13 protein-coding genes are annotated in these 26,243 nt (G+C 42.8%); 3 read left to right on the top strand and 10 right to left on the bottom strand.

Annotated elements, in window-relative coordinates; genetic code table 11:
• Positions 1–93 precede the first annotated feature (93 nt).
• From CQ839_RS03965 to sfsA, 5 genes are all read right to left on the bottom strand, one after another.
• Positions 94–1,971, bottom strand: a complete 1,878-nt coding sequence (locus CQ839_RS03965) for a long-chain fatty acid--CoA ligase (protein WP_103666989.1) — start codon at positions 1,969–1,971, stop codon at positions 94–96.
• A gap of 112 nt (positions 1,972–2,083) precedes the next feature.
• Positions 2,084–3,199: a hypothetical protein gene (locus CQ839_RS03960; RefSeq protein WP_146048692.1), complete on the bottom strand. Its 1,116-nt coding sequence runs from the start codon at positions 3,197–3,199 to the stop codon at positions 2,084–2,086.
• A 338-nt stretch (positions 3,200–3,537) separates the two neighbouring features.
• A complete protein-coding gene (locus CQ839_RS03955; protein ID WP_103666987.1) occupies positions 3,538–3,762 on the bottom strand; it encodes an RNA chaperone Hfq in 225 nt (74 codons plus the stop codon).
• A gap of 441 nt (positions 3,763–4,203) precedes the next feature.
• A complete protein-coding gene (locus CQ839_RS03950) occupies positions 4,204–4,731 on the bottom strand; it encodes a hypothetical protein (RefSeq protein ID WP_103666986.1) in 528 nt (175 codons plus the stop codon).
• 417 nt (positions 4,732–5,148) lie between these two features.
• Positions 5,149–5,862, bottom strand: a complete 714-nt coding sequence (gene sfsA, locus CQ839_RS03945; RefSeq protein WP_103666985.1) for a DNA/RNA nuclease SfsA — start codon at positions 5,860–5,862, stop codon at positions 5,149–5,151.
• Between the two features lie 85 nt (positions 5,863–5,947).
• Here sfsA and CQ839_RS03940 point away from each other — a divergent pair, with 85 nt between their 5' ends.
• Positions 5,948–6,835 (top strand): ion channel, encoded by an 888-nt coding sequence (locus CQ839_RS03940; protein WP_103666984.1) that lies wholly within the window; start codon positions 5,948–5,950, stop codon positions 6,833–6,835.
• 218 nt (positions 6,836–7,053) lie between these two features.
• Here CQ839_RS03940 and CQ839_RS03935 read toward each other — a convergent pair whose 3' ends face one another.
• The 4 genes from CQ839_RS03935 to CQ839_RS03920 all read right to left on the bottom strand — a co-directional run bounded on the left by CQ839_RS03935 (position 7,054) and on the right by CQ839_RS03920 (position 17,839).
• A complete protein-coding gene (locus CQ839_RS03935; protein ID WP_103666983.1) occupies positions 7,054–10,104 on the bottom strand; it encodes a response regulator in 3,051 nt (1,016 codons plus the stop codon).
• Between the two features lie 11 nt (positions 10,105–10,115).
• Complete coding sequence (locus CQ839_RS03930; protein WP_103666982.1) at positions 10,116–10,535, bottom strand: response regulator; 420 nt, start codon at positions 10,533–10,535, stop codon at positions 10,116–10,118.
• Positions 10,536–10,538: 3 nt separating this feature from the next.
• Positions 10,539–15,947: a PAS domain S-box protein gene (locus tag CQ839_RS03925; RefSeq protein ID WP_103666981.1), complete on the bottom strand. Its 5,409-nt coding sequence runs from the start codon at positions 15,945–15,947 to the stop codon at positions 10,539–10,541.
• 131 nt (positions 15,948–16,078) lie between these two features.
• Entirely contained in the window at positions 16,079–17,839 is a 1,761-nt protein-coding gene (locus CQ839_RS03920) for a GAF domain-containing protein (protein WP_103666980.1), read from the bottom strand.
• 375 nt (positions 17,840–18,214) lie between these two features.
• Here CQ839_RS03920 and CQ839_RS03915 point away from each other — a divergent pair, with 375 nt between their 5' ends.
• Both CQ839_RS03915 and CQ839_RS03910 read left to right on the top strand, forming a co-directional pair.
• Positions 18,215–21,940, top strand: a complete 3,726-nt coding sequence (locus CQ839_RS03915; RefSeq protein ID WP_103666979.1) for a GAF domain-containing protein — start codon at positions 18,215–18,217, stop codon at positions 21,938–21,940.
• A 19-nt stretch (positions 21,941–21,959) separates the two neighbouring features.
• Positions 21,960–23,093 carry a hybrid sensor histidine kinase/response regulator gene (locus tag CQ839_RS03910; protein ID WP_103666978.1) on the top strand — a complete coding sequence of 378 codons (1,134 nt, stop codon included), beginning with the start codon at positions 21,960–21,962 and terminating at the stop codon, positions 23,091–23,093.
• Positions 23,094–23,159: 66 nt separating this feature from the next.
• Here CQ839_RS03910 and CQ839_RS03905 read toward each other — a convergent pair whose 3' ends face one another.
• Positions 23,160–25,751, bottom strand: coding sequence for an ATP-binding protein (locus CQ839_RS03905; protein WP_103666977.1), 2,592 nt, complete (start codon positions 25,749–25,751; stop codon positions 23,160–23,162).
• Positions 25,752–26,243 lie beyond the last annotated feature (492 nt).

Here is a 26,243-nt window from a genome sequence, read left to right as displayed (position 1 = left end):
TCCAAATTTAGTAGTGTTTAATGCGAGAGCGGCTTTGCCGCTTTCACATTATGAAGTAGTTTTTAATGTGCAGGCGGCTTTGCCGCTTTCACATTATGAAGTAAACATTTTGACAATAATATCTTGATAACGCTCAAATACGATGTTACGTCGGATCTTGAATGTTTGCGTTAGGAACCCATTATCGATGGTAAAGGGTTCAGGCAAGAACTCGAAAACTCCGATGCGATCGTTGATGCTATACCCTGGGCGGTTTTGGACTTCACGGTTGAGTTCGTCACGATAGAGATTACGAATTTTGGGATTATTTAACATTGGCAAAATATTCGCCAAATTAGAATCAGCAGGAACTAAACCTGCGGCTTCTAGTGCCGATAGATTAGGAACAATCAAGACCCCCAACTGCTTTTGGTCTTGCCCCACTAGTACTACCTGATCAATATAGGTACTACGGATACAAGCATCTTCGATCGGCTGCGGTTCGATATTCTCACCATTAGTTAAGACGATCGTATCCTTGGCGCGACCTGTGATGACCAAATCATCCCATTTACTGACATAGCCCAAATCCCCTGTATCAAACCAGCCCTGCGGATCGATCGCTTTTGCCGTGGCTTCAGGATTTTTGTAATATCCCTGCATCACTTGTGGACCACGAATTAAAACTAGCCCTTGCTGACCGACTGGCACATCGGCTCTTGTAGACATATCGACAATGCGAGTTTCGGTATTGGGCAATGGCTGCCCATCGCCGCCGCGAATATTACGAGCTGGACGACGCACATGGGTAATCGGAGAAGTTTCAGTCAAGCCATAGCCGCCCAAAATCTCGATACCGACAATTTCATAAAAGTCTTCGAGGTGTTCTGCGATCGAGCCGCCACCGCTAACGATGTATTTGAAGTTGCCGCCAGTCGCCTCTCGGACTTTCTGATAAACCAACTTATTGCCGAGCTTGTGAATTACCCACAGCCCTACAACTACTAGCGAAGCCTTTAACTTATCACCAAGTGAAGGGTAGAGGTTTTCGACATTCAAACCTTGGACAATTCGCTTTGCCGTAATGTATTTCTGACTGGCTTTTAGGAAGAAATTCACTAAACGCTGCTTCTTAGCAGGTTGATCCCGAAAATTTTTCTGCACACCTTCATAAATCGATTCCCACAGACGTGGCACTGCGACCATATAGTCAGGCTTGTGTTCCTTGAGATCTTTTTTGATGGTGCGGAGATTGGTGTAAATCTGGGTGCATCCTTGGGAAAAGATGAAATATTCAAAGGTGCGCTCGTAGGAATGCCATGTCGGTAGGATGCTTAATACTTTTTCGTTGACTTTTAGCTGCAAAACCGACTGCGCTCCTTCCACTTCGTATAAGAAATTCCCGTGAGTGAGCATTACTCCTTTAGGTCTGGCTGTAGTGCCTGAGGTGTAGATCAGTGTGGCAAGTGTATCGCGCTGAATTAGGGGATTGCCTAAATCTTTACTACTGCCTTTTTGCAGCAATTGCTGGAAGTTATAAGCTCCTTCTGGCGGCGTTTCGTCTGAGAGCAAAATAATTTGCTTGACAGGTAATGTATGTAGTTCAGGTTCGAGTTTTTTGAGGGTGGCGAGATTTTCAACGACGATCGCAACACTATCACTATGCTCGATGATGTAGAGTAATTCGCTCCGTTCAGCTTGAGAGCTACGGGTGGCATTAGCTGCCCCGATCGCTAAAATTCCTTGATCAGCAATCAACCAACGTGGTGAGTTATCGGCAATTAGGGCAACTTTTTCGCCAAACTGGATACCCAGCGATCTCAAACCAGCACCAAAGGCATTAATTTGCTCAAAGGTATCTTTGTAAGAAATTCTGACAGGGGGCTTAGCATGGGGATCGTGAAGTGCGATCGCATCGGGATGATTTTTTGCACCCTGTTGCCAGAGTTGCCAGAGGCTAGAGGCTTGCGAAGGAGGAAAGGATATAGCCATAATTTAGGGGCGGATCTCACTAATGTTTAATTATTTTTGATTACTAGGAATTGTAGTTAAAAAATAAGCATTAACTTAAGAATTGGATTATTTCTAAAACCATTGGTTATTTTCAATGGATTGCATTTGAGTTCTCGTATATTTCCTTGAGCAATCCCTTCTGGTTACGACCGCTTTTAGTTTTACCACCAATAACTAGAAGCCATAATTCTGTAAATTGCCATTTGTATATTGGCATAGGATGCGCTGTCAAGTTGCGTAATTTAGCGATTTGGTCAATTTTACTAGCGGCTTTTTGGTTGCCTGAGAGCCAACTAGAAACTGGATGATCCCACTGCTCTAAAAATTCGTTTACTAATTGGCGATCTCTGGTTGATATTTTCTGATCATTAACTTTGTGATAGTAAAGGCGATCACGATCAATATTAGATAAACTATCTCTATTTAAAATTTCATCACTAAAAGTATCCCATTCCTTCGCAATCAAATAAGGCAAACTCCCAATAGTATATTTCCCTCTGTTTTTGAGAATCACTCCAGCGATCGCAAAATCTTTTTGCATTGGATTTTGTTTGCAAAGAAAGTGATAGAAGCTCTTAAAAAAAGACTGCACAATTTCTCTTTCAACAACGCTGGCAATATATAAACAGGAGGGTTTGTAGTCTGAAAAATCTTCTGTAAAAATGTCAGACTCAACTAAATACTTATGTTTATAGGCACTAAACAAATCATTTTTACTAGATATTTCAATATTTTCCCAAGCTTTAGCTCCAAGCCTTTTAATTAGTTTTGATTTAGTCTCTTGTTCATCATAATTAAAGGTTGCAATGTTTTGCTGATCGGCTAAAGTTTTGAGTTGATCTCTGAGTTGTAATATCTCTCCTCTTTCTGTATCTGAAAGATTAGCCTTTTCCCTGAAAATAGCGATCTCTGCATTAAGTAAGCGAATTTCCTCATCTTTATCCTTGAGGAGTTTGTACTTTTCTGCTAGATCGAGAGCATTGACAGCGGCTTTGATTAAGTTGTAGTAATTATTTTTTAAAATATCTACTTCCTGTGAAGTAGCCCGACTTTTACCGCGCAAAGCAGTCTTTTGTCCTTGCCGTATAGCTAATATTTCACCTTCGTGATTGCGGATGCGTAATTCCTTTTTCTCCCCCTGATCATCAGACAGCACCACAACCATGCATTCATACTTACGCTGACTGTAATAAAATTCTACTTTCATGATTTACTCGTTAATAAGAGCAGCGCTTCGCGCAGCCCTTATTAGATTTCAGCTTGAGGTAATTGATCGGGATTAATCCAATTTTTCCCACTTGATGACGAGTGGAGATTTCACAATAGAATGCGGTGTCGCAACCATATATCCTCCAAAGAATTGGGTTAGTTACAGTGCTTTGATCTTAGGAATTACATTCTGCGGTCAAAAGCTCTAAGAGATCCCCCTCAATCCCCCTTAAAAAGGGGGAAGAATTTTTTATTTATTTATTCTCCTTTTTAAGGGGGGCTGGGGGGGATCTACACCGTGAAACGTAGACAGGGAGAATAATTTTAAAAAGTTAGTTAGCCTTTGATGAAGGCGATCGCATGTTGCCAAATCACGATTTTATGTCCAGATGCATCCATGCAAATACATTGATCATCAATCCAAATAATCTTGCCGCGCAATTCATCGCCTGTGGTTAGTTTTACTTGGACTTCGTTTTTGTCGCGAATAATGGCATGAATGCGGCGAATGCTTGGCAGAGCCGTATTGAGTCCGATTTTGGTTGCTGTTGGTGCGCTCATCGTCTTACCTATGGCAGTTTTACGAATACTATCATTATGAAACTGATTTTGGATTTTTCATCGCCTACAGCGTTAAAAAATCCAAAATCAGTTTTGATGAAAGTCCGCCTTTGGCGGACTTTCATCAAAACTGATTTTATGCCTAAGCATAAAGTGGCGTAGCCTTTTTGTGAATCAAAACCCAAGAATTGATTGGCGGCACGAAGCGTCGCCAATCAATTCTTGGGTTTTGATTTGTCCTAATACCAATTCACAGAAGTGTTGTCACACTTTTGTGAATTAAAAACCAAACCCTGTAAGGGTTTTAAAAACACAAAATGGCTGCGCCACTTTGTGTTTTGGTATGACTACAGCTATAAAAATGAAAATTGCTAAAGCTAAAGGCAGCTCTTAGAGCTGCCTTTAGCTTATTTTTTGGAGACATAATTAAATTTGCCTTTACTAGAACCGCAAACCCAAGCCAGTTTGTAAAGATGTTGCCGATGTTCCACCAGAATTGCGATAGGCATCAAAGGCGAAGATCACATTGCCAAATAGGACAAGATTACTATTAGGTACTGTGTAATCAATTCCAGGTTGAATTACAAAGCTGTTTTTGTTGCCTACAGGTGTCGTATCAACCGTATTAGAAAGCGCTACACCAGCACCAATATAAACATCGGTATCAAAGTTTAATGGCACATCAAAGGAAACTGTTGGTACAACTGCGGTGCTATTACCAACCAAAATTTGGGTTCTGATCGAAACAGGGAGTTCTAAAAACTTATAGCGGGCTGCAATTAGACCAGATGTACGAGAGCTCTCACCTGCGGCAGTATTGCCACTTGTAAAGCCAAAACTAGCACCTACGCCTACATAGCTGCCATAAGCTGGCTGTGCTTGAGCTGAGGGAACTGCTGCGATCGCTGACATGCATCCCAATGCAGTCAAGCCAATCAAAATTTTATTTAAGTTAGTTATATTTTTCATTGATATCACTTCCTTGTGTGAGAAACGATTTATTTACTTAGTTTTTTACTTGGTTTTCTGAGTAACCCCGTCAGGGAGACAGACTATCACAAGTTGGAGAGTTTGGCGAAAATATTTATATCACCCAACTGGATATAGCCAAAATAGAGAAAAGACTGTAGTATCAAGGATCTATCTAGCAGATTCTGCTATCGATTAAAAACTTACCTATACAAAACTTGTCTCTTGACATATGGCAGAACTAGCAATTTGTTTTGTTTTGAGTCTTGGTGTTCCTTACACATTCTGGAAAATCGTTAAACCTTTTACGGATGTATAACTACTTAACTCAAAAAAATAGAGGAGACGCAAAGCGTCTCCTCTATTTTTTTGAGTAGTCATAGGCGGAGCAAAGCTTCGTCTATGACTACTTTTGGGCTAAATTTCTAAATTTGCTAAGCCTAAGTATGTAATTTTTGTTGGCTCGATCGCAAATCGACAGGGTAATACTTTCACTCCTTTAGCGATCGCTTCTTTTAAAAGCTTGGCGTATTCGGGATCGGCTTCTGCTCCTGCGGCAAAGCGATCGCAGTCACCACGATTAATAAAGAAAATTAAAGCAGCAGATGTATCTTCTGTAATTACTGACATCAACTCTCGTAAATGTTTTTGTCCTCTTGTTGTCACCGTATCAGGAAATAAAGCTAAGTTTCCCTTACACCAAGTTGTATTTTTAACTTCTACATAGGTTTTTTTAGCAGTAGCACTATCAGTCAATAGGAAATCAATACGACTCTTTTCGTTACCATAGCCAACTTCACCCTTGATATCGGTATATGGTTCTAGTTCTGGAAGTAAATGGAGATCGAGCATATGTCCGATTACGCGATTGGGAAGACTCGTATTAATCCCAATCCATTGTTCATCTAGATAAATTGCTTCCCAACTATAGGCAAGTTTACGCTTAGGATTGGAGTGATGAGAAATCAAAACGGGACTACCAATTTTGCATACACCTGTCATTGGGCCAGTATTAGCACAATGAGCAGTAATTATTTCGCCATTCTCTAGCTCTATATCGGCAAAGAACCTTTTATAGCGGCTGACCAGACGACCTGAGATGAGATCAGCGTAAGTATGGACTTGTGACATCTTGAGTTTAATTGGTTTGATATGAACGATGCAAAGCGCTGATCATATTAACATGAGAAGAAAGTCACTTTGACAGTAAGTTAATATGAGAATCAAACGTAGGCTGCATAGTCCTCTAATTAAGTTAGAACAGCGTGATGGCGTTCTGCAAGTTGTCGGCGGAAACTCTTGGCATTCTTATTTTCGCGATCCTTATCATCTCTTATTAACAATTCCTTGGATTGGATTTGTGGGGATCGTGGTGGGATTTGATATATTCCTCAATGCGGTTTTTGCTGTTCTCTATTTACTCGATGCTAATGCGATCGCAGGCATTCCAAAGGTAGGCTTTATGGAAGCTTTTTTCTTTAGTGTGCAGACCCTTGCTTCCATTGGCTATGGAGTAATGAATCCCCAAACACTTTATGCCAATCTTCTTGTTACCCTAGAATCGATCGCAAGTTTGATGTTATTTGCGGTGATCACGGGAATAGCCTTTACCAGATTTGCCAAATCTTCTTCTCGTGTGATGTTCAGTCGTGTTGCTACGATTCATAACTACAATGGTATTCCGACTCTAATGTTTCGTGCTGCTAACGAGCGACGTAATAATATTCTCGAAGCCAAGTTGAGTGTTTATCTAATGATCGATGAAGTGACGGAAGAAGGACAAATGATGCGGCGATTGCATGAATTAAAATTAGTGCGCGAGCATTCTCCTGTCTTTTTACTATCATGGACAGTGATGCATACTATCGATCAGAGTAGTCCTTTGTATGGTTTGACTTTAGAATCAATGGAACGATTACATGCTCAAGTCCTTGTATCGCTGACTGGTGTTGATGAAACAGTTGAAGGTACGCTTCACGCTCGACACTTTTATGCAGCCCGCAACCTCAAGTTCGATCGCCGTTTTGTTGATGTGATTCACATGGGAAATGATGGACATCGATATCTAGATTACACGTATTTTCACGAAACGACAGCTATATAAAGCCAATTAGAAAGCCATTTAAGAATTCACTAGATCCCCCCAGCCCCCCTTTTTAAGGGGGAGAATTTAATTCTTCCCCCTTAAAAAGGGGGATTGAGGGGGATCTCTTAGAGTTTTTGACCGCAGAAAGTAATTCTTAAATGGTTTCTTAGTTGAAGCCCAAGAAGATAATGGCGGCGCTTCGCGCCGCCATTATCTTCTTGGGCTTTGATTTTGTCCTAACGCAAGTGGCTACGACTTAAGTGAGTTTGAATCATTTGATCTAAAGCTTTCAGTTTTATAGGCTTAGCCAGATAGTCATTAGCTCCAGCTTCTAAGCACTTTTCGCGATCGCCTATCATCGCTAAAGCGGTCAGAGCAATAATCGGAATATTAACCAAATTAGGATCACGACGAATTTGTTGGGTTGCCTCTAGTCCATCGATACATGGCATCTGGATATCCATCAAAATCAAATCAGGTTGATGGATTTTGGCAAGAGCGATCGCCTCCTGTCCATCCCTTGCCACCTGATGTCGATAACCCTTAGCCTCTAGATAACTAGAAAAAGTAATGATATTAGCTTCGTTGTCTTCTGCGATCAAGATTAATGGTGACCATGTTGGATTTGGTTCACTCTTCTCAGGAGTATCTTCTGTATTAAGATCTGGCTCAAGAGGAAGATTTTGAGAAGATGAGATAATTTCATTGTAGGGCAAATCAAACATAAAGCAGCTACCAACACCTTTTTCGCTGGTTAGTCGCACTTGCCCTCCATGTAGTTCCACAATTCGTTTCACTAGCGCTAGTCCCAATCCTGTTCCTTCATATTTACGATTTAGAGAACTATCAATTTGGATAAAGGGTTGAAATAGCTTCGAGATATTCTCTGCTGAAATGCCAATGCCATTATCAATTACAGCAGCTCGCAAATAAGACATTGTAGAACTCGTGGCTTTTGTGGGCATTTGTTCAGGAGTCAGTCGTGATATTTCTAGAGTGATGCTCCCACCTTCAGGCGTAAATTTGACAGCATTATTTAGCAGGTTGATCAGCACTTGACGGATGCGCCGCTCATCAATCATTAGATCTGGTAAATCATTTGGAATTTTCTCTATTAATTGAATAGATTTTTGGAATGCTTGCTGTCTAATGAATACCAAGCTTGATTGGCATAACATTTGAATGGATGTAGCCGTTAAATCTAGGGTGATTTTTCCTGATTCGATTTTTGCAACATCTAAAATGTCATTGATCAATGATAAGAGGTGATTACCACTACGCTCGATCGTCAGTAATGCCTTGATTTGGCGATCGCTGATTGTACCTAAAATACGATCTTGCATCGCTTCAGTCATTCCCAAAATAGCATTGAGCGGTGTGCGCAGCTCATGGCTCATGTTAGCAAGAAACTCATCCTTGAGCCTTGTTGCACGGATGAGTTCTTCATTTGTGTGGGCGAGTTGTTTGTAGCTCTCCATTAGCAGTATTTCTGCTTGTTTCTTTTCTGCAAGCTCCAGTTGAGATTGTTCTAATAGACTCGACTGATAAATTGCGATCGCTAACTGATCGGATATCTGATAGCAAAAGTTAATCTCATGCTGTAACCAATGGCGAGTTGACGCGCATTGATGGATGCATAACAAGCCCCACAACTCCTTACCGCAAAGTAATGGCATCACGATATTTGCTTTCACCTGAAACTTAGCCAAGATATCAACGTGACAGACTTGTGAACCATTTTTATAGATATCATCGACGATATAGGCTCTTCCCTTAGCATAGAGAGCTGCATAGTTTTCGCCAAAGGTATGGTCATGAACCCTGACAGCCAACGCTGATACGAAGCCTTCAACAAGAGCTTCGGCAACAATTTCGCCATCATCAAAATTAGATTCGGGATAGAACTTAAAGATCCCGATGCGATCGGTATTAAGAAAATTTTGCATTTCCTGCACTGCCGTATCAAAAATAGTTTGCAAATCTAACGATCGCCTTATCTTTTGGGTGATTTCCGCCATCAGGATTTGCTGCTTTATTTTTTGTTGTAACTGTATTTCAGCTTGCTTGCGATCGCTTATATCCATCACAATCCCAAACAGTCTCGCCACCACATCTTCTGCATTCCTGACAGCTTCGGCTTTTAGAAATATATAACCAGATGAACCATCAGCGCGAAGAATCTGTAAATCTGTTTCAAAGGTTTCCCCAAACTGAATTGCTCTATCGATAAGTTGGAGAAATCGCTTGCGATCATCGATTGGGAAATATGCCAGCAACTCTTCATAGTTTGGCTCTGGGAAATTAGGATCGAGCTTAAAAACCCTAAAAACTTCTATTGACCAAGAATTTTCTCTGGTCTGAACATCTAACTCCCAACTACCGAGGTGGGCGATTTGCTGAGCTTCACGCAAGCGGCTCTCACTTCTTTGCAAATCAGCAGTCCGCGCTTGCACCTTTTTTCCTAAGGTTTCATTAAGATTTTGCAACATCTCGACCGACTGTTTACGTCCGCTAATATCGAGATGCGTCCCTATCATCCGCAGGGGATTACCATCAGTATCCCATTCCACTACCTTACCACTCGCCAAAACCCACACCCATCCGCCTATTTTGTGGCGCATCCTGAGTTCACACTCGTAAGTCTCAGTTTCTTTGCGGAAATGTTGTTCTAAAGCTAAGGTAGCCTTCTGTAGATCATCAGGATACGTATTTTGCTGCCATGTTTCAATGCTCAGAGGCTCTAGCTCCTCAATGCTATAACCAATAATCTCCGCCCAACGATCATTAAATGTCACAGATCCAGTCTGAATCGCCCAATCCCATAAGCCAATACCAGAACCTGCGATCGCCAGTTGCAATCTTTCCTTAGTACGAGCTAATTCTAGAGTTTGTTGTTGACGTTCTTTACGGCTCTTGATATCCTTTATGCCTCGTCTTACCGCCTCTGTTAGTTTGTTTAAGTGATCTTTTTGCAGGTAGTCATCTGCCCCTTGCCTCATGAGATCAATTGCTACAGATTCATTGATTTTTCCTAAAATGATGATAAAGGGTAGATCGAGATGGCTTTTCTGGAGGAGATCCAATACCTCAGGTGCTGTAATTTCAGGTAGATCATAATTTGCAATGATCACATCCCAAGCTCGGTTAGACAGGGCATTATGAATTGCTTCAGAGGCCTGCACGCGCTCCCATTCAACGATAAAATCTCCTCGCTGCAACTCTCGAACGACTAGAAGCGCATCATTCTCAATATCCTCAACTATTAAAATATTTAGAACATCAGACATGGGTTACATCTCTAGAGTAGAGTGATTGGTTCATTAATTCCTGCCCAGTAAGTTGCCAATTGACCTACAGCTTCAGTAAATTGAGTAAATTCAATTGGTTTCCGAACATAGCTATTTGCACCTAATTGATAACTTTCTATAATATCCCGTTGTTCACTTGATGAAGTGAGTATCACCACTGGTAACAGGCGCGTTCTTTCATTAGCGCGGATAGCTCTTAAAACATCTAGACCGTCAATTTTTGGTAATTTTAAGTCTAGAATCATAACGATAGGAAGGGGATTTGCATTAAAGACTGTGGCTAGGGCTTCTTCTCCATTACGGGCGATGAGGATTTCAGCAGAGATATTGGCTCGACGCAATGCCCTGACGGCCAGCCGTTCGTCATCAGGATTATCTTCAACTAATAAAATAGTCTGTTGCGATGCCATGATTTAATCTCCAATTCTAGGCGACGTATTGGGTACTGTAAAATAGATTGTCGCACCTTTTTCGACAAATCCCTCAGCCCAGACTTTTCCCCCATGTCGATGGATTGCTCTCTGCACGCTTGCCAGACCAATGCCAGTGCCTGCAAATTCATTGGTGTTATGTAGACGTTGGAAGACTCCGAAGAGCATTTTAGCAAATGCCATATCAAATCCTGCGCCATCATCACGAATAAAATAGATTAACTGATCCTCCTGCTGCATTATGCCAAATTCAATGCGCGATGTCGCATGATGGCTGGTAAATTTCCAAGCATTTTGGACTAAGTTACTGATCACCATTCGCATTAAGGTGAGATCGGCTGGTACGAATATGTTTGGAGTGATGACTACTTCTACTTCTCGTTCAGGCTCTAATACTTGTAATTCATTTACTTGTTCTTCAACCAATGCACTTAGGTTAACAAAGCTATACTGCATTTCCGATCGCGAAACGCGGGAGAGCCGCAATAGGTCATCAATCAGCATTCCCATCCGCTTAATATTGCGGCGGATGCGATCAAAGTAATCACGACCTTCATCGTCTAATTTATCATTATAATCCTCCATTAATGCATTACTATAGCCATCGATCGCCCTAAGAGGAGAGCGGAGATCATGGGAAACAGAATAAGCAAAGGCTTCTAACTCTTGGTTGGAGGATTGCAACTGAGCAGTGGTTTGCAAGATTTGAGATTCTGCCTGTTTGCGATCGGTAATGTCGATGTTAACCCCAACCATACGCTGTGCTTCACCCTGTGCGTTGCGCTGTACTATTGCATAGCCTTGGATAAAGCGAATTGTTCCGTCGGGGTGCACTACCCGAAATTCAGGATCGTAGTCTTTTTCACCTGTTAGTGCTTGTTGAATTGCCAATTCAGTCACGTTACGATCATCTGGATGTAAGCTGTTTGACCAAGCTTCATAAATGCTCGTGAACTGATTGGATTTAATGCCATATATCGCATACATGCGGTCATCCCAAGTGAGGATATTTTGAGTGATATCCCAGTCCCAAATACCGATCGCTGCTGACTTTACTGCTAGGGTGAGGCGAGTCGAGAGGTTTTGTAGTTCTTCTTCTTGTTGTTTACGGGCGGAAACATCACGACAGACACAAATCAGCAAGCCATCTTCTGTCAAGGTGAGCGATAACCCCTCCATAAATGTAGTTCTATCTTTACGGATAGCGATCGCTTCACCTTCCCAATGTCTATTAGCTCCTAAGACTGGAAACACTTCGTCCTCAAAACGCTGAAGCTCTTCTGGGGAATAGAGCATTCTCCAGTTTTTGCCCAAGAGTTCTTCTGGGCGAGTATAGCCAAATAAACTAACATGTGATGAGTTTATGTAAATATAGCAATTGTCTTTGAGGATCGCAATGCCATCCACGGCGGCTTCGATCGCAGTGAGTTGTTGTTTGAGTTGTTGCTCTGCTTGCTTGCGATCGCTAATGTCTTGTGCAGTCCCAATGGTTAACTTTACCTGTCCGCGATCGTCTCGACTAAATACTGTGTCGCGACTGTAGAGCCATCGCCATTCGCCATTGGCATGACGCATCCGATATTCAATTTCAAAAACTTCTTCCCCTTGAGCAGCCCTGATTTGTTGATAGTAGGCAGGTATTTTCGCAAGGTCTTCAGGATGCATGAGTGTCGCAAATAGCTCTGACCCCATAGCTTGTATCTCATCGGGAGTATAACCAAGGGATGTAGTAATCTCGCGATTGGTGTAAACGTTGCAATGTTCTTGCAGGTCATAGAGATAGAGAATGTTCGGCGATGCCTCGGCAATCTTTTGAACAAATCTTTGGTTTTCTAAAATCTCCTGTTCGATCACTTTGCGATCGGTGATATCAATACAAGAGCCGATATAGCCTAAAAATTCACCGTCAGCATCAAATCGAGGGTTGCCAGTATTTAGCATCCATCGATATTCACCGTCAAATCTTCTGAGACGATATTCCATCTCAAAGGATTGACGCATATCAAAAGAAGTCGTATAGACATCTAGACAAATTTGAAAATCGTCAGGATGAACCCCTTCAGCCCAGCCATTGCCAGATTCCTGTTCCATCATCCGCCCTGTAAAGTCTAGCCAAGTCTTGTTGAAGTGGAAGCAAAGTTTATCTAAACCTGACATCCAAATCAACACAGGTGCATAGTCTGCTAAATAGCGAAATCTTGCTTCACTTTCTTGAATAGCTAGCTCTGCCCGTTTGCGATCGCTAATATCTTGGGCGATACCTAAGAAACCAATAATTCGCTGATTGATATCCTTTAAAGCGGTAGCAGATAGCAACACAGGAAATCGAGAACCATCTTTGCGGATATAAGTCCATTCGTCTTCACTAGCAATACCTAGACGCGCTTTGGCGGCAAATACTTCAAAGCCAATGGGAATATTTTGCTCCAGTTCCGCAGAGATTATGGCAGCCCGATTAATTACCTCCTGAGGTTCGTGGATAATCTCTGGTGTGAATTGACCAATTAATTCAGAGGCGCTATAGCCTAACATTCTTTCCGCAGCTTTGTTAAAGGTCTGAATTACCCCATTTAAATCGGTGGAAATAAATGCATAATCAGCACCATCAAGAATAGCTCTTTGTAAACTATTGACTTGCCAAAGTGCTTGGGTACGTTCTTCGACCTTGGCTTCTAGCTCTTGATTGAGTTGTAGTAGGGCAGCCTCGGCTTGTTTGCGATCTCTGATATCCCTTGCAATTTTTGATGCGCCAACGATCTTTCCAGTTTCATCTCTAATCGGCGAAATGGTTAATGAAACATCAATCAATCTTCCATCTTTATGTTGGCGAAATGTATCATAATGTTGGACTATTTCTCCTGAATTAAGCTTCTCTAGCAGGAGTGATTCTTCATCCCTGAGGTTTTGGGGGATGCATAGAAGTACTGATTGACCAATGGCTTCCTCGGCAGTGTAGCCAAAAAGTCTTTCTGCCCCTAAGTTCCAACTAACTATTATGCCATCTAAATTCTTGCTAATGATGCCATCCGCAGACGATTCGACAATGGCTGCCAGTTTAGCTAAGGACGCTTCAGCTTGTTTGCGATCGCTAATATCCGTAATCGTCCCAACATAGCCGATGATTTCGCCCGACTCATCTCGTTCAGCCTCCGACTGACCAAGTGCCCAAGTAACTTGCTCTAAGTCATTTAGAAATCGATATTCTAAATAAAAAGGTCGGTTAGCTTGCACAGATGCATTCCATTCTGCCGAGACTAGTTCGCGATCGCTAGGATGAATGCCATTTACCCAACCAAAACCTGCTGCCTGCTCAGGTGTAAGTCCAGCAATCTCACACCAACGCTCATTTACATAAAGACATCTACCTTCAGTATCCGTCCGAAAAATCCCGACTGGGGCAGCACTCGCCAAAGAGGTAAATCTTTGCTCGCTCTGCTTAAGTTCTAACTCACGACGTTTTACATCCGTGAGATCTCTCCCTTCAGGAATTAATAACACGATTTGTCCAGAATCATTAAAGATGGGGCGTAATGAGAAGTCAATGGGAATAATCGTTTGATTTATTCCTAAGACATCAACTTCATAGCGCACAAATTCACCCTTGGCAGCACGGGCGATCGCTTGCTGCAACTGTAGTTGTGTTTCTGGTGAAACTTGCCACCAATGAGTTTCCCAAAAAGGTTGCCCCACGACATCTTCAAGCTCTATCCCAGCCGCCGTTAGCGAGGCTTGATTGGACTCCAGCAAAATCCCTTCGGGTGACAATAGACCAATAAATTGGAACATGTTGTCAAAAATGGCGCGAAATCTTTGTTCGCTCTCCCTGAGAGCAGATTCAGTGCGTTGCCGCTCTGCTTGTTCGATTTGGGCTTGCTCATAGGCGGCAGCTTGCTGGATTGCGATCGCAATCTGTACTGCCAACTCATTTAACAAGATTAAATCATCATCCTTCCATACTCGATAATCGTCACACTGATGTGCAATCAACAATCCCCATAATTTTCCTGAGACATGAATTGGAACGACAAGATTGGACTTAACCTGATATCCCTCTAGCATCTCAACATAACAGTTGGGATAATTGACCTGATGGATATTGGTGATCGCGATCGTTCGACCTTCTTGATACCTCTGAGCAATATCCCCGAGAAAACAAAAATCTTCGATCGTATCAGGCAATGATGCCCGCCAACCAGCACCCACCGACTCGGAGACGACCTCCCCTTTCCAATCGGGTTGAAACTGCCAAATTAACATGCGATCGCAACTAAGGAACGATCTCAGTTCTCGTACAGCGGCATTGAGGATTTCTGGCAAACTAAATAAAGCTGCAATATCTGTTGAAATCTTGGCGATCAACTGCTCCCGCTCGAACTTAGTATGGAGGTCCGCCGTGCGTTGCTCTACTTGATGCTCTAGTTCAGCATTGTAATTTTCTAGCAGTTTTAGTTTCTCTGCCTCTAACTGCGAAACCTTTTGCTCCAAAATTCTGGACAGAGTATATAGCTCTAATGGATTGAGTGCATTTAATAGACTGGTCTGAGTCACAACACCTAACAGTTCACCATGATCGCCAGTCACGACCAAGCGACGGATTGATCGCTGCTCCATGATCTGCTGCACCAACATCAAGGTGTCGTTAGGGCGTACCGCAAACACAGGAGCACTCATCACCATCTGCACTTCCACACGCTCTAATTGCAGACCTAGAGATTGAAACTGGACAATATCGCGTTCGGTGGTGATGCCTAAGGGAATTTGCAAGGGGTTTCCCTCTGGATCGATTTGGGCTTCCACAATCAAGACTGAGCCAACTCGTCGCTCTGCCATACTTTGGGCGATCGCTAGCATCGATGTCGATGGCTCGGCACAGACTACATTTGCCATCATCACCTCAGACACCAAACGCAAACGCAATAAATCGATAGGTCGCGCTAGTTGTCGCAAGCTCTCGTGGGTGATCATGCCCAACAGTCGAGCGTCTCGATCTAAAACAGGCATATGGCGAATGCGCAGATGCTGAAGCATATTCACTGCCGAGAATAGATCGGTAAAGTTAGCTTCTTGTAACGTGAGCACAGGTGATGCCATTACATCTTGCACGGTAACTGTATTAAGCGATCGCTGTTGGGCGCTGAGACGCACTACATCGCGTTCGGTCATAATACCGATAACTTTTTCACCTTCCATAACCAACACACAACTTGAGCGAGCCTCTTGATGAACGTTATCTGCGTAGTCGCTGATGTGATCAGCAGCACAGATATTTCGCATCTCGCTCATTTTCGCGATCGCTTCCATCACAGTAGTTTCGGCTGTAACCACCAAAGGGTTACGCACGATTGCCGATTTTAGTTCGATTTGAGTGAGTGTCGTTGTGGGTTTAGACATAAAGGTTTGCGGCGTAGTATGAATAGAAATTACTTTCCGAAACGAACGGTAGATCTCTTTTTGTATCGGTTTTCATTTTGCTGTAGGCAAAATGAAAACCCCAAAACCTTACTGAAACTAATTTTGGGCTTTCAAGGTGGATTGGGTAAGGTGAAGTAAAAAGTAGCTCCCTGTTCGATCACTGCATCTGCCCAAATTTTGCCTCCATGACGGTGAATTATTCTCTGGACTGTTGCCAAGCCAATTCCAGTGCCAGAGAATTCACTGGTGCTATGTAATCGTTGAAATACTCCAAAGAGTTTAGAGCTTTGCTCCATATTAAACCCTGCACCGTCATCATGCATAAAATAAGTCGTTTGTGCTAGCGTTTGATCTGGATTTTGGGTAATACCAAAGCTAATCTGAGCCGTAGGATGACGACTAGTAAATTTCCAAGCATTCTGCAAAAGATTCTCTAAGACTACGCGCATGAGGTTGCGATCGGCGTAGACCATGACATCTGGCACAACGATCAGCTCCACTATTCTCTCTGGCTGCAAAGCTTGGATGTCGCCAGAAATCTCTTGGACTAGTTCGCTAAGATTGACCTTGTCATAGCGCATTTCCGATCTAGATAGCCGCGATAGCAACAATAAGTCTTCGATCAGTGTTCCCATGCGATCGACGTTACGCTGGATACGATGAAAGTAATCTTTGCAATCATCATCGAAGCGATCGCCATAGTCTTCGAGCAAGATTTGACTGAACCCATTGATCGCCCGTAATGGTGCACGTAAGTCATGGGAAATAGAATAGGAAAAAGATTCTAGTTCATGGTTAGATGCTTCTAGTTGAGTACTGGTTTTTCGTAGTTCGAGATTAGACATCGAGAGCTGGGCATTAGCCTCGATCAGTCTGTCTTCGGCTCGCTGTCGTTCTGCTAGCTCAGACTGCAACTGTTCCACTAAATTAGCTTGCTGGATAGCGATCGCAAGTTGATTAGCAATTTGCTGTATAAACTCAATCTCTAGCTCTTGCCATTGTCTCGGTGCAGAACATTGATGAATGCATAGCAATCCCCACAAAAAATCTTCTCCTTCAAGCAAAGGTACAACTAAATTAGCTTGAATCTGAAATTGCTGCAAAAATTCTTTATGACATTCCGTTAGATCTGCAAGACTAATATCATCAACTATTTGAATGCGTCCACGCAAATACAACTCGGCATATTGTTCAGCAAAAATGTGATCGCCAATTTTAATATTAAGAATTGAGTCGATATTTTCAGCGATTGATTCAGAAACAAATTCGCCATCATTAAAATCAGAGTCGGGCGTAAATTTATAGATGCAAACGCGCTCAACATGAATAGATTTACGAATCTCCAATGTAGCAATTTCAAAGATTTTCGCCAAATCAAGGGATTGTCGAATCCGTTGAGTAATTTCTCCCACTAATATTGCGCGATCGTATTGTGATCGCAACGCAATTTCTGCCTGCTTTTGGGCTATGGTAGCCGCCTCAGCTACTTTCTTCGCTTTCAGGATTTCATCTTCGTACTGAATACGTTGGCGAATGGGAATAAAAATACAATCATTGACAAAATCTTCTCCCTGACTGCGCCGAGATGCATTGATCAGCATCGGGATATCATTACCATCTTTTGCTCTCAATGAGAAGTAGATCTCTTCAGCCTTGTTATGGAGTTTTAAAATTGGAAAGAAATGTGTCTGATAGAAAATACGACTAGCGATCGGTAAGATTGTTTCAAACTTCTTTCCCAAAAGGCTGTCAGCTTCATATCCTAATAGTTGCGATAGCGTAAAATTTGCGAGCACAATCAAGCCATCGTCGGTAAACGAAAGAAAGCCACAGGGAGCTTTGTTCAGTAGTTCTTCGATCTGTTGGCTCACAGAAATAGATAGTAAGAGGTTTGAACAATTTATTTAACTCATGTTATACCACTTCTTAAATTAAGAGCGTGCTTGAGAAGTTTCTTTACCCCCTCTAACTCCCCCTTGCAAAGGGCTACCGTGTATATATCAAGTCGGACTTACCCCCTTTAATTCCCCCCTTGCAAAGGGGGAAGACCAGAAATCTTGTTCCCTCCCCTTTGCAAGGGGAGGGTTAGGGTGGGGTAATTCCCTTGCTATAGATATTCATCTGCGCCTGCGGCTGGTAAAAACACTAACGAATCCCCATCATCCGCTTAGGAATGTATCTAGATTTTGGCGCATTGTTGTTGGTCGTGTGCTGTGCAATAGTATAAATATCGATAGGGAAGTATTTTGAACTCAGACATTATCAAACTTTCTGCACTGAAGTCAGCAATTATTCGAGATCTTTTGGTCGTCGATCGCGCTGCGACAGTCATGGAGGCGATCGCATTAATGAGTAGTGGGCGATCGCAATGTGATGCTGACAGTAATAGCGATATTCACCAGCAAGAATTTCTGCAAGAGTCGAGATCGAGCTGTGTATTTGTGGTCGAAGATCGAAAAGTCATTGGCATCATGACCGAGCGAGACGTAGTACGTCTGAGCGCTCAGACGCAAAATCTCGATTGCCTGTTGGTGAGTGAGGTGATGGCGCAACCTTTGGTGACTCTGCATGAGTCTGCCCTCACAGATTTGTTTTTAGCAGTCAACCTCATCCAACAGTTCCGCATTCGGCATTTGCCAATTCTCGATGAGCAAGACTGCCTAGTGGGTATGGTTACTCACGAAAGCTTAAGGCAAGTTTCGCGTCCCATCGATCTCATGCGACTGCGGCTAGTATCGGAGGTAATGACTGGCGATGTAGTTTGTGCTGCGAGCGATCGCTCGATGTTAGCCGTCGCCCAACTAATGGCAACCCAAAATGTTAGTTCCGTCATTATCGTAGAGTCGATCGCTGATGAAACATCTCTAAGGAGACCAGTAGGCATCGTCACCGAGAGAGATATCGTCCAGTTTCAGGCGCTAGGTTTAAATCTTGCTAACTACCAAGCGAGTTCAGTGATGAGCGCGCCAATTTTTGCGGTTACAAAAGAGGATACGCTCTGGACTGTGCATCAGATCATGGAGCAGCGATTGATTCGGCGTTTGGTAGTAACAGGGGAACTTGGCGAACTATTAGGCATTGTTACCCAGACCAGTTTGCTAAACGCACTAAATCCAACTGAAATCTATAATTTGGCAAAGATTTTAGAAGTCAAAGTATTGCAATTAGAAGCAGAGAAGTTAGAACTACTGGAAGATCGCAATGTTGAGCTAGAGAGACAGGTCGCAGAAAGAACGGAGTCTTTACTCAAAAAAGCAGAAAGAGAGCATCTCGTCGCTGAAATTGCCGATCGCATTCGCGTCTCCATGAACCTGCAAGAGGTTTTAGATATTTGCGTTACCGAGGTACGCGCCTTTTTACAATGCGATCGCGTAATCGTATACCAATTTCAACCTGATTGGAGCGGCGTGATTATTGCCGAATCAGTCGAGCGAAATTTGCCTTCGTCCTTAGGCAGGCACATTCAGGATTCTTGTTTTCAGGAACAAACTTCAACACTGTATGCCCATGACACTCCAATCTCAGTCAAAAACATCTATACTACGGGCTACGCTGACTGTCATATTCGCTTGCTAGAAGAATATCAGGTCAAGTCAAATTTGGTGGTTCCCATTCGCGCATCAGGAGGATTATGGGGGCTTTTAATCGGACACCAATGCACCGATTATCGAGATTGGCAAGATGATGATGTGCGATTCCTGCAAGATATTTCCGTGCAATTTGCGATCGTCATTCAACAAGCGATCGCCTATGAAAAACTTCAAACTGAGTTAGAGGCAAGAGAAGTTGCGAAAGTACTGATCCAGCAGCAGTTGACCGAATCCATAACATGGCAAAATCGCTATGAGACAGTAGGGCAAGCGATCGGACAGGTTCTATACGAATATAATTTTAGTACTGCTTTGATTACATGGGGCGCAAATGCAAAACTCATCCTCGGCTATGCATATTCAGATCTGCCCCTGCAATTGGATGGGTGGATGAATTTAATTCATCCTGAGGATCGATCTCATTTTCAGGAAGTTTTAGAACGGACTAGAGTCGATAAAACCCCCTTGTTTGCTCAATATAGGGTGCTGCATCGTGACGGTCATTACCTTTGGATGGAAGACCGTAATCAATGGCTATATGACCTTATGGGTAATACCATTGGCATAATCGGTGCGATCGCAAATATTAACGATCGCAAGCTGTCTGAACTGCGAACTGTAATGCAAAATTCAATATTAGAGCGAATTGCTAAAGCTGAACCTCTTCCTGTCATTCTCGACGCACTCGCGCGAACAACCGAAGAACAGATAGAAGGAGGACTATGTTCGATTATGCTCTGTTGCGAAGGTAAACTGCATTATGGTGCTGCTCCTAATTTGCCTAATGCCTACAATCAAGCGCTCGAAGGGCTTGCCATTGGCGAAGGGATTGGTTTCTGTGGGACGGCTGCATTTCGTCGGGAGCCTGTGATTGTCTCTGATATTGCCACCGATCCACTCTGGCAGAACTTTAAGTCACTTGCATTGGTGCATGAATTGAGATCCTGTTGGTCATTTCCAGCGATATCCAGTAATGGTTCTGTTTTAGCGACCTTTGCTATTTATCACAGGGATATCCACATTCCCCTAGAGCAAGAGTTAGCGGCGATCGCCCTAGCGGCAAATATTGCCAAAATTGCGATCGAGCAGGAAATTGCCACGCAAGCCCTAAAACAGATCAACCAAGAGCTCGAAGACCGTGTGGCAAACCGCACCACCGCTTTAGAGCAAACTAACAAAGAACTCGTTCGTGCCACCCGTCTCAAAGACGAGTTTCTCGCCAACATGAGTCACGAACTCCGCACGCCCCTTAATGCCATTTTAGGACTGTCAAATGCGCTCAAAGAAAAGCTTTTAGGCTCGTTGACTGAATCTCAATTAAACGCGATCGGCATTGTAGAATCAAGCGGCATACACCTACTAGAACTGATTAACGATATTCTCGATTTATCAAAAATTTCATCAGGAATTGTGGAATTAAAAACTGAACCCACCTCAGTCCAAAATCTCTGTGATTCCAGCCTAGTCTTCATCAAACAACAAGCATTTCAGAAGGGATTGGAAATCTATAGCAATATTCCTCAAAATATCAACAAAATCGATGTCGAAGAACGTCGCATCAAACAGGTTTTAATTAACTTACTCAACAATGCCGTCAAATTCACCCCAAGCGGTGGGAAAGTCAGCCTGTTAGTTGCTATCGGTAGTGGAGATACATGGCAAGGAGTGGCGACGATTCCGCAACAAATTAGAGCCATGAATTCGCCAGCGATCGTATTTCAAGTCACGGATACAGGTATTGGTATTGCTCCTGAAGATTTGCAACGACTCTTTCAACCCTTTATGCAGTTAGATAGCGCACTCAACCGACAATACGAAGGTACTGGCTTGGGTCTAGCTCTCGTTAAAAAGATCGTCGAACTTCATGGGGGGCAAGTCATCGCCGAGAGTCAAATAGGAAAGGGGAGTTGCTTTACCGTTGCCCTACCCTATGAAATGTTTGGGACTAGCGCTCCCTCGACCGACATGACTGATGCTACTCGACGATCGATCGCAGGTAATTCTGGCAAAGCGATCGCTCCGCTGATTTTGCTAGCTGAAGATAATGAGGCAAACATTGCCACCCTTACCGCTTATCTGACAGCACTCAATTACCGAGTGGTCATTGCTAGAAATGGCGAAGAAGCTGTGGCAATGGCTAAAGCTCATTCTCCAGATGCGATCATTATGGATATTCAAATGCCAAGAATGGATGGGCTAACAGCGATTCGCCTGATCCGAACCGATCCACAAATTGCGGCAATTCCAATTATTGCCTTAACAGCTCTGGCGATGGAAGGCGATCGCGAAAGATGTTTAGAGGCGGGAGCCAATGAATATCTGACTAAACCGATCATGTTTCAGCAACTTAATGATGCAATTCAACAAATTTTAGTTCAATAAATTTAGCTCAATAGAAAATATGAACGCACCCTCAATTTTGATCGTTGACGACGAACCGAATAATTTTGCAGTGATTGCTGCCCAATTAAGCGATTGTGACTATCAGATACATTATGCTTCCAGCGGTCAACAAGCTCTTTCATCCCTAGATATCTACAATCCCGATCTAATTTTACTGGATGTCATGATGCCTGGCATCAACGGCATTGAGGTCTGTCAGCAAATCAAAGCCATGCCAAAATGGCAAGCAATTCCGATCGTGATGGTGACAGCATTAAGTTCCAAATCAGACCTTGCCAAATGTTTAGATGCTGGAGCCGATGACTTCATCAGCAAGCCAGTTAATCCTGAGGAGTTACGCGCCCGTATTAAGTCAATGCTTAGAATCAAAAAGCAGTTTGACAAGATTCAGTCCTTAACGCAGATCCAAGAAAATACGATCGATACCTTAAAAATTTCTCTCGGAGCGCTGCGGGGCAACTTAGCCTCAAACCTATCCCACGAATTAAATACCCCCCTCTATGGCATCATCGCTCCGATCGAGTTAATCAAAGACTTTCTCAAAGACATGAAGATAGCTCCAGCCCTTGAGATGCTGGACATAGTCGATCAATCTGCCTGTCGCATAGAAATGCTAACAAAGAGATTACTTGTTTATTTTGAGTTAGAAGCATTCGTAAATAAGCAACATCCTGTTAAACCAATGCGAACTAAATTCTCCAGTACCGCCATCGAAACGACATTGCGATCGCAGGCTCAGAGTAGCAACCGTAGTAACGACCTAGTATTTTCGCTTGAGGATGCCGAGATCGCGCTATCAGAGCAATATCTATCCACGCTTTTGTATGAATTAGTCGATAATGCTTTGAAATTCTCCTCTTCTGGGACATCCATTACTGTTAGCAGTCAAATCGAGGGGGATATGCTGAAGTTATCCGTACTCGACTTAGGTCGAGGCATGACCGAAGAGCAAATTGCTAAAATTGATGCCTTTATTCAGTTTGAGCGCGAGACTTACGAGCAACAGGGGACTGGTCTTGGCTTAACCATCTCCCGAAAAATTGCCGAGCTAACTGGAGGACAATTTTGGATTACGAGTGTCTATCAGCATGAAACTACGGTACATCTGACACTGCCGATCGTTCGCAGTTAGCCAAGAATCTAGAATCATGGATAATGGAGGGAGACATTTAGAAAAATAATGCTTTCTATACTCCAGTCAAGGAGATGCTCTATTCAACCATATTTGAATCATTTGATCTAAAGACTTTAGCTTAACTGGCTTAGCTAAATAATCACTAGCTCCAACTTCAAGGAATCTTTCGCGATCGCCTATCATTGCCAAAGCCGTCAGCGCAATAATTGGAATATCAACCAGATTAGGATCGAGGCGGATTTGCTGGATTGCCTCTAAACCATCCATGACAGGCATTTGCATATCCATCAATATCAAATCAGGATGTTGGGCTTTAGCAAGGGCGATCGCCTGTTGTCCATCGTTTGCCAAGAGCATTTGATAACCCTTAGCTTCTAGATAGCTAGTAAATGTCATGATATTAGCTTCATTATCTTCTGCTAATAGAATTAGATGCGATTTTTTGCGAGTTGTTGTAGAAATTAGAGCCTCTAGACTTGAAATATTGATGTCGGGGAGTGAGAGAGGAATCGGAGAAAAAGGAGTGCATGGTAAATCGATCGCAAAACAACTGCCACTTCCCAACTCACTCGTTAGTGAAACTTTTCCCCCATGGAGTTCTACGATACGCTTTACTAGTGATAAGCCCAATCCTGTCCCAGCATATTGTCGATTTAAGGCGCTATCAATTTGGATGAATGGCTGGAATAACTTGGGGATATTCTCTGGGGTAATACCAATACCAGTATCGATCACGGCGATGCGGATAAATTGTGGCGTAGGGAAATCGAGATGATCAATATCGGTAGGTAGCTGCGTGACTTCTAGTGTAATACGTCCTTCCTCTAAAGTGAATTTAACCGCATTGTTAAGTAGATTAATCAATACTTGACGGATCCGCCTCTCGTCAATTAATAGTTCTGAAAGCTGTTGCGGTAGTTTAATCTCCAGTTGGATGCGCTTTTTCACGGATTGTTGTTTGATAAAGGCAAGACTAGATTGGCAAAGAGCAGCTACATCGGTGAGTGTGTAGTCTAGCTCAATCTGCCCCGATTCAATTTTGGCAACATCGAGGATATCGTTAATTAGCGATAATAGATGCGAACCACTGCGTTCAACAGTTTGTAACGCTTTGATTTGTTTCTCATTTACTGCACCAAAAACTCCCTCCTGTAGTCCTTCGGTCATACCTAAAATGGCATTGAGAGGAGTACGGAGCTCGTGACTCATATTAGCAAGGAATTCGTCTTTAAGTCGCGTAGCGCGAGCGAGTTCTTGATTGGATATCTCCAGTTGCTGATTGCTCTCACTCAGCTTAACTTCTGCTTCCTGACGTTCCGTAATATCATGTAGTGATATTAAATATGCAGGATAATTATTCCACTCAATCAGTACAAATTGCAGAACGCTTGCTCCTATTTTGCCATCTTTCTTGAGGTGATTGATTTCAAATTGTCTATTCAGTGAGTTAGGTATGCCAATGCTCTGACCAATAATTTCCGCAATTGACAGATCAAATATTTTTGCTGCTGATGGATTTGCAAACACTATTTTTCCATATTGATCGACGATCAATATGCCATCAGATATATTCGAGACAATCAGATTTAGACGGGTTTCACTGGTTATTAGTGCTTTTGTTCTCTCCAGTATTTTATTCTCTAGTTCCTGATTGAGTTGCCGCATCTGTGCCGTTGTATGTGCTTGTCGGAGCGCAATGCTAACGTGCGTTGCCAACTGCTGAAGTAATGTTACTGACGATCTCTCCCAAAGCCGCGATCGCCAACATTCCTGCGCTGCCAATAATCCCCAAAGCTCTCCTTCTTGGAGAATCGGTACGACAACGATCGCCTTTACCTGAAGGTTCTCTAAAAACTTGGTATGGCATTCTGTTAGACCCAAATAGATACTATCTGTTACCTGAATGCGTCCATTTTTGTAAGGTTCCACCATCGCTTCGCCAAAATGTGGATCGGTGAGGACTCTCCCTAGTAGAGAGTCGCAACCATGCGTAACCGATTCGGCAACAACAATACCGCTCCAGTCTGGCTCAAATCGGTAAGCGATAACGCGGTCAGTATTCAGGAATTGGCGTATTTCGGCAACTGTTGTGTCAAGAATAACTTGCAAGTCAAGGGATGCATTTATTCGATTGGCGATCGCTGTTAACAACGATTCATGTTCAATTTGATGTGGTTGACTTCGCTGATGCGATCGCTCTTTGTCTTTTAGCAATAGCAGTGATTGCAGGGTAATTAATCCGACTGGATAGTTATGCTCGTCAATTAGAGGTAAATGACTAAAGTGATGTTGGTGCAGTAAATTGAGAGGCGTTTCCACATCCCGAAAATCTTTTAGCGCTAATGACAGCACAGGTTGAGTCATTACAGCCGCAACCTGAGTTTGATTAATATCTAAGTCCTCAACCATTAACCGCATCAAGTCAGATTGAGTCACGATCCCGACGAGTTGAGACTCAGCAACAACCAAAACGCAGGATACGCAACTTTTGAAGATCTTGAACTCTCCCCCACTCTGCTCAGCTTGCATTACATCAAGCGCTTGCGCTTGAGCCATCAACTTCACCACATCCCTTACAGTGGAGTCAGCTTTGATAATCAGCAGATTGCTGGCGACCGATTGTTTTAATAGATTTGGACTATGGGGTTGGAGCACGACGACGAAAGTCCGTAAATATTAATTTATAATTTATTTTGATGCTTTGTAGAATATGGACGAAAGTTCTCTTGCTGTTAGCGAAGAGAGGCAACCACAGAGGAATTGCCCTTGCCTGAAAAAGTTGATTTGGTCGGGATTATGGACCCCCATGCCAGCCCTAAATCTTGCTCTCTCATGAATTCTTTCCACGTAATATTTAGTTGTTATACCAATTCACAAAAGTGTGACAACACTTCTGCGAATTAAAAGTCAAACCCTGTAAGGGTTTTAAAAACACAAAATGGCGTAGCCATTTTGTGTTTTGGCATTACTACATTATCTCTCAAATCAAAAAAAGTTGTTTAAAGATTTATCAAGCCAAGAAAAAAGGTTGCCTTAGAGCTTGGTTGAGAAGTCTTCTATCCCACATTCCGCTCTCAAAATAAGTAAAAAAACAATTAGGAATCAGGGAGAGGGAGAAGATAATAGCGACGACAAGCGGAGGGAAAG

The sequence above is a fragment of the Pseudanabaena sp. BC1403 genome, assembly GCF_002914585.1.
In the GTDB taxonomy this organism is placed as follows: Bacteria; Cyanobacteriota; Cyanobacteriia; order Pseudanabaenales; family Pseudanabaenaceae; genus Pseudanabaena.
Note: the sequence above shows the minus strand (reverse complement) of the source record. Positions and strands in the feature narration are given on the sequence as shown.

Excerpts from the sequence above, each read along its gene's own strand:
- CQ839_RS03940 (WP_103666984.1), top strand. The coding sequence starts at position 5,948 with ATGAGAATCAAACGTAGGCTGCATAGTCCTCTAATTAAGTTAGAACAG.
- CQ839_RS03950 (WP_103666986.1), bottom strand. The coding sequence starts at position 4,731 with ATGAAAAATATAACTAACTTAAATAAAATTTTGATTGGCTTGACTGCA.
- sfsA (WP_103666985.1), bottom strand. The coding sequence starts at position 5,862 with ATGTCACAAGTCCATACTTACGCTGATCTCATCTCAGGTCGTCTGGTC.
- CQ839_RS03965 (WP_103666989.1), bottom strand. The coding sequence starts at position 1,971 with ATGGCTATATCCTTTCCTCCTTCGCAAGCCTCTAGCCTCTGGCAACTC.
- CQ839_RS03925 (WP_103666981.1), bottom strand. The coding sequence starts at position 15,947 with ATGTCTAAACCCACAACGACACTCACTCAAATCGAACTAAAATCGGCA.
- CQ839_RS03935 (WP_103666983.1), bottom strand. The coding sequence starts at position 10,104 with ATGTCTGATGTTCTAAATATTTTAATAGTTGAGGATATTGAGAATGAT.
- CQ839_RS03930 (WP_103666982.1), bottom strand. The coding sequence starts at position 10,535 with ATGGCATCGCAACAGACTATTTTATTAGTTGAAGATAATCCTGATGAC.
- CQ839_RS03960 (WP_146048692.1), bottom strand. The coding sequence starts at position 3,199 with ATGAAAGTAGAATTTTATTACAGTCAGCGTAAGTATGAATGCATGGTT.
- CQ839_RS03955 (WP_103666987.1), bottom strand. The coding sequence starts at position 3,762 with ATGAGCGCACCAACAGCAACCAAAATCGGACTCAATACGGCTCTGCCA.
- CQ839_RS03910 (WP_103666978.1), top strand. The coding sequence starts at position 21,960 with ATGAACGCACCCTCAATTTTGATCGTTGACGACGAACCGAATAATTTT.